Consider the following 5,672-nt stretch of genomic DNA (forward strand, 5'->3'; position numbering starts at 1 on the left):
ATGGGGCGGCTTGTGTTGGTTCAGTTTGCCCTAGGGACACGGCATTACATAGGTTGTTAAACTATCCGAGATCTCTATATTGCCGTGTCCCTACAACGATGGGGCGGCTTGTGTTGGTTCAGTTTGCGGTAGGGACACGGCATTACATAGGTTGTTAAACTATCCGAGATCTCTATATTGCCGTGTCCCTACAACGATGGGGCGGCTTGTGTTGGTTCAGTTTGCCCTAGGGACAAGGCATGAGATACGCTGTTAAACCATGGGAGATCTCTATATTGCCGTGTCCCTACAACGATGGGGCGGCTTGTGTTGGTTCAGTTTGCGGTAGGGACACGGCATGAGATACGCTGTTAAACCATGGGAGATCTCTATATTGCCGTGTCCCTACAACGATGCCGCTACTTCTCTTGGTTCAGATTTAGGCTGGTTGCCGATCTGCTTGATCTGTACCTTAATTCCGTATTCAGGACGTAGGGTAATTGAGGGTTGAGGTACAATTGGGAATCCCGGCACTAACTCTAACTCGAATTGTTGCGCGATCGCAGCCAAAAGCAAAGTCGCTTCCATCTGAGCAAAACCTTTACCGATACAAATGCGCGGACCATCGCCAAAGGGAATATAAACTCCTCGCGGCAGTTGTTTTTCAAACTCATCTGTCCAGCGTTCCGGCATAAACTTTTCTGGTTGGTCGAAATACTTGGGATTTCGATGCATCGCCCATTGACTAATCATCACCGTTGTGCCTTCAGGGATCGAGTAATCGCCAATTGTGGCATCCCGTGCGGCTTCGCGCCCAAACATGGCGACGGGAGGATAAAGACGCATCGATTCTTTGATGATTTGGTCGGTATAGCGCAAGCTTTTAATATCAGCTACAGTTGGCAACCTGCCTGCCAAAACTTGTTTTAGTTCCCCTTGCAGTTTCTCTTTAACTTCGGGATGTTGAGCTAACAGCATCCACGTCCAACTAAGGGCATTAGCGGTAGTTTCGTGACCGGCTAACATGAGGGTTGCGACTTCATCGCGCAACAGTTTATCATCCATTTGTTGACCCGTATCTTCATCGCGGGCTTCGATTAGCATCGAGAGCAGATCGTTGGTTTTTTCGGTGCTGTTGCGACTGTGGCGGATGAGGTTGTAAATTGCTTCGTCCATTTGTGCGATCGCATGGCGATACCGAATATTTTCCGGTCTGGGAAACCATTCCCACACGAGGAAATTTTGCCGGCGCTTGCTCTCAAACCAATGCATCGCCACATCTAAAGCATTCGCAACAACTTGAGCTTCTCCATTATCGACATCGGTGTTGAAAATACACTTCATGACAATTTGCAAAGTCAGGCGCATCATATCTGCGTGAATATCGCGGACTTCGCCGTCTTTCCAAGTTTGCAACATCCTATCGGCGTATTGCACCATAATTTCGCCATAGCCATTAATCCGCTTTTGCTGAAATACTGGTTGAGCAAGACGACGCTGCCAAAACCAAGATTCTCCAAGAGCGGTTAACAACCCTTCACCTAAAAGCGTTTTTAAGACGCGAAAGCCCCTACTTTTAATAAAAGCGTCCCGCTCTTTTAGCACTTGTTCAATGTAGTCAGGATTAAATAATAAGCAAACAGGTGTCAGTCCCAGACGCAAAGGTACAATATCACCATAATCGCGACAACGCTCTAGAAATCCTAACGGATCTTGTCCCAGGTCTAGCAAATTACCAACAATTGAGTTACCCTCTGGTCCTGGTAGTTCAAACACATCCTGAGTCATAGGGAAAAGCCTCCGCTGCCAACTGCTTTAAGAAATAATTGCAGATTGAATTGAATTCCTCATCACAAAGAGAGATTTGGTAGGAGACATTTTTGTCAATTCAGATCTGGCATCAGTCTCCCAACCCGCCCGGAAATAAATTTCCGGATTGTAGAGACGTTACATGTAACGTCTCTACAAGTCGGTTAAAACCGACTCAATGCCATCAAACCAGTTTGTTTTAACGGACTGGCGCTGTCAGCTGTGGGAATTTATTCCCTGGCGGGTTATTAGATTGGTGCAAGATCTCAATCAAATGACTTATTCGACACACTAACATCCTGAAGAATTCCCTACTGCCGTACTAGAGCGCTTTCTGAGAAACAATTTAAGAACGAGTAAATTTAGTAAACTAATATTGAGAATGTTCTAGATTTAACAAGGCTCAAGGGAAGAACCTGGAGGTAAGCGACTGAGAAATGGTCAACAAGTCCCGATAAAAAAGGGTTTGTGGACTTGTAAAACACTCCAAGGGGTAGATATAAAAGCTGAGAAAATAGGTATAACCTGAAGTAAGAACCCCAAAGTGGGTGGTATCATTTCCGAAGTAAGACTTGAACAAAGGGCGATTTAGTATGGCGCAAGCGCCTGTTTCTCCAGTAGTGCTAATAATACTGGATGGCTGGGGTTACCGAGAAGAAACCGAAGGAAACGCCATAGCGGCTGCTAACACACCCGTAATGGATAGCCTCTGGGCAGCCTATCCCCACACGCTGATCCGCACTTCCGGGAAGGCTGTGGGGTTACCAGAAGGCCAAATGGGTAACTCGGAAGTCGGACACCTGAATATAGGCGCAGGCAGAGTCGTCCCGCAAGAATTAGTTCGGATCTCGGATGCTGTGGAAGATGGCAGCATACAAAGTAACCCAGCGTTGGTGAAAGTTTGCCAAGATGTGAAAAGTCGGGGTAGCAAGTTGCACCTGATGGGGTTGTGTTCGGAAGGTGGGGTGCATTCCCATCTAAGTCATCTACTGGGATTGCTAGATCTCGCCAAAGCATGGGGAATTTCCCAAGTGTGCGTTCACGCGATTACCGATGGGCGGGATACTAATCCTAAAGAAGGCGTAGAAGCGATTCAAAAGATTCAAGACTATATTGACCGCATCGGTGTGGGGCGTATCGTTACTATTAGCGGTCGCTATTACGCGATGGATCGCGACAGACGATGGGATCGGGTTAAACTTGCTTACGACTTAATGACGCAAGATGGCGAAGGCGATGGACGTTCTGCGGTTGAGGTTTTACAAGCTTCCTACGCAGCAGGGGTGACGGATGAGTTTGTTATCCCGACTCGCATTGCACCGGGTGCAGTAGCAGCGGGAGATGGGATTATTTTCTTTAACTTCCGCCCAGATCGAGCGCGACAGTTAACGCAAGCATTTGTTAGTTCAGATTTTACCGGGTTTGAGCGCAGTCTTATCCAACCCCTGACCTACGTTACCTTTACTCAATACGATCCAGAATTTCCCGTATTGGTGGCATTTGAACCCCAGAACCTGAAAAATTTGCTGGGAGAAGTCATTTCCCAGCAGGGTTTAAAGCAGTTTCGCACCGCAGAAACCGAAAAATACGCCCACGTCACCTATTTCTTCAACGGCGGTTTAGAAGAGCCATTTCCCGGAGAAGATCGAGAATTAGTGCAAAGTCCGATGGTGGCGACGTATGATAAAGCACCCAGGATGTCTGCCGAACAAGTGACCGATGTTGCGATCGCAGCCATCGAAAAACGCATATACTCCCTCATCGTCATCAACTACGCTAACCCAGACATGGTGGGGCATACAGGCATCTGGGAAGCCACCATTACCGCCTTAGAAGCCGTCGATCGCAGTTTGGGACGCCTGCTAGAAAGCATTATTAAAGCCGGGGGAACAGCTATTATCACCGCCGACCACGGTAACGCCGAATACATGTGGGACTCTCAAGGCAACCCCTGGACAGCGCACACAACCAACCCGGTTCCCTTGATCCTGGTAGAAGGCGAAGGGGTGAAAATTCCCGGATACGGCACCGAAGTAAACTTGCGCAGCGATGGTCGTCTGTGCGATATCGCTCCCACCATCTTAGAAATTTTACGACTACCGCAACCAGCGGAAATGACAGGTAACTCGATGCTGCTACCAGCCGAATTTCAAGTCAAACTCAATCGAACCCCCGTGCGTCTTTCTCTATAATTGGGTAATGGCTAATGGCTAATGGCTAATGGCTAATGGCTAATAGGAAAAGAGAAAAGAAACAGGACACAGGAAAACGGGAAAACAGAAATTAACTTCCCTCTACCCCAGTCCTTCTCCCAATTAGCAATTAGCAATTAGCAATTACCCATTACCCATTACCCATTACCCATTACCAAACCCATGACCATCACCAACGTTATCGAAATTATTTGGGCAATCTCTGCTTTAGGTATAGTTATTTTAGTGCTGCTGCACAGTCCCAAAGGCGATGGAATTGCAGCGATTGGGGGACAAGCGCAGTTGTTTAGCAGCACTAAGAGTGCAGAAACCACCCTTAACCGCATAACTTGGACGCTGACAGCCATTTTTATGGGTTTAACCGTGGTTTTAAGTGCCGGTTGGTTACCCAAATAATCAGGTTGAGAATGCGGCGGTTACTGATAGCGATCGCACTAGCCATCAGCACCGCCGTTTTATGTTTGGCGGCGGGTAAACTAGGGGCAATTCCAGCAAATTTACCGCCCCTGCAACAACATCCCGTGCCGTCAACGCTGGTACAATGGCAAGATTCAACCAATAGCGGCGATTACTTTTCTGCTGTAAAACCTACGCAAGTCGGTTATTTAGTTTGGTCCCAGTTCCCCGTAAAAATCTACGTAGAGCCAGCTATAAGCTCGTCTGAGCCGAATGCAACCAAAAGTAGCGAGGCAGAGCCTCTAGGATCTCGTTCCCAGGCTGAGCCTGGGAACGAGTTAGGGAGGCTCCGCCTCCGGAGTCCGAAGGTAAACGTGCCATTGGCGTCTGATGCGTCTCAAGCATGGGTTGACGCAGTATTACAGGCGGTGCGGGAATGGGGGGTTTATTTGCCTTTGCAGGTTGTAGACGAGTTAGAAGAGGGGGATATTGTGGTTTGGCGATCGCGCCCTCCCCTACAAGTATCCTTTAACCGCAATACCGGACAATTTCAAATCTCACGCGCCCGTGCAGCAGAAGCGCGTTACGAATTATACATTCGCCCATCAGGAATTTTATCGCACCGATTTACGATCAATTTAAATCCTAACGCTGCACCGCAATCGATCTTAGCCAGCGCCCGTCACGAACTCGGTCATGCATTAGGTATTTGGGGACACAGCCAATTAGAAACAGATGCGCTTTACTTTTCCCAAGTTCGCAATCCGCCCTTAATTTCTCCCAGAGATATTAACACTCTCAAGCGGATTTACCAACAGCCAACCCGACTAGGATGGCGTTTACCAGAATAAAACCAACGGTCAAAATGTAGGGGCTAAGGCAGAAAACTTTCGAGTTTTAAGCAAAGTTTTCTGCCTTAGCCCCTACCGCCAACCTGCCCCTACCGCCAATTTTGCTCGAATAGAAGCAATCGGAAACGATATAGCGGTTTCCACCCGGATCAGGTACACCTGAGTTTGTGTAGCGGCACAGATGGCGTTTACCAGAATAAAACCAACGGTCAAAATGTAGGGGCTAAGGCAGAAAACTTTCGAGTTTTAAGCAAAGTTTATTGATGCCGTTCCCCTACCGCCAACCTGCCCCTACCACCAATTTTGCTCGAATAGAAGCAATCGGAAACGATATAGCGGTTTCCACCCGGATCAGGTACACCTGAGTTTGTGTAGCGGCACAGATGGCGTTTACCAGAATAAAACCAACGGTCAAAATGTAGGG

The 5,672-nt window shown here is 47.9% G+C and carries 4 protein-coding genes; 3 read left to right on the top strand and 1 reads right to left on the bottom strand.

From position 1 onward, the window contains the following. Positions 1–384 precede the first annotated feature (384 nt). Entirely contained in the window at positions 385–1,767 is a 1,383-nt protein-coding gene (locus MiSe_RS47370; protein WP_226594094.1) for a cytochrome P450, read from the bottom strand. Positions 1,768–2,381: 614 nt separating this feature from the next. On the opposite strand from MiSe_RS47370, the gene gpmI reads away from it, so the two are divergent. From gpmI to MiSe_RS47385, 3 genes are all read left to right on the top strand, one after another. Then, a complete protein-coding gene (gpmI, locus tag MiSe_RS47375; protein ID WP_226594097.1) occupies positions 2,382–3,980 on the top strand; it encodes a 2,3-bisphosphoglycerate-independent phosphoglycerate mutase in 1,599 nt (532 codons plus the stop codon). Positions 3,981–4,163: 183 nt separating this feature from the next. After that, positions 4,164–4,397 (top strand): preprotein translocase subunit SecG, encoded by a 234-nt coding sequence (gene secG, locus MiSe_RS47380; RefSeq protein ID WP_226594099.1) that lies wholly within the window; start codon positions 4,164–4,166, stop codon positions 4,395–4,397. Between the two features lie 11 nt (positions 4,398–4,408). Beyond that, entirely contained in the window at positions 4,409–5,248 is an 840-nt protein-coding gene (locus MiSe_RS47385; RefSeq protein WP_226594101.1) for a peptidase, read from the top strand. Positions 5,249–5,672 lie beyond the last annotated feature (424 nt).

It is taken from the genome of Microseira wollei NIES-4236 (assembly GCF_020521235.1).
In the GTDB taxonomy this organism is placed as follows: Bacteria; Cyanobacteriota; Cyanobacteriia; order Cyanobacteriales; family Aerosakkonemataceae; genus Microseira; species Microseira wollei.

Bases quoted from the DNA above. Each gene is read 5' to 3' on its own strand.
- MiSe_RS47370 (WP_226594094.1), bottom strand. From the start codon at position 1,767: ATGACTCAGGATGTGTTTGAACTACCAGGACCAGAGGGTAACTCAATT.
- gpmI (WP_226594097.1), top strand. From the start codon at position 2,382: ATGGCGCAAGCGCCTGTTTCTCCAGTAGTGCTAATAATACTGGATGGC.
- secG (WP_226594099.1), top strand. From the start codon at position 4,164: ATGACCATCACCAACGTTATCGAAATTATTTGGGCAATCTCTGCTTTA.
- MiSe_RS47385 (WP_226594101.1), top strand. From the start codon at position 4,409: ATGCGGCGGTTACTGATAGCGATCGCACTAGCCATCAGCACCGCCGTT.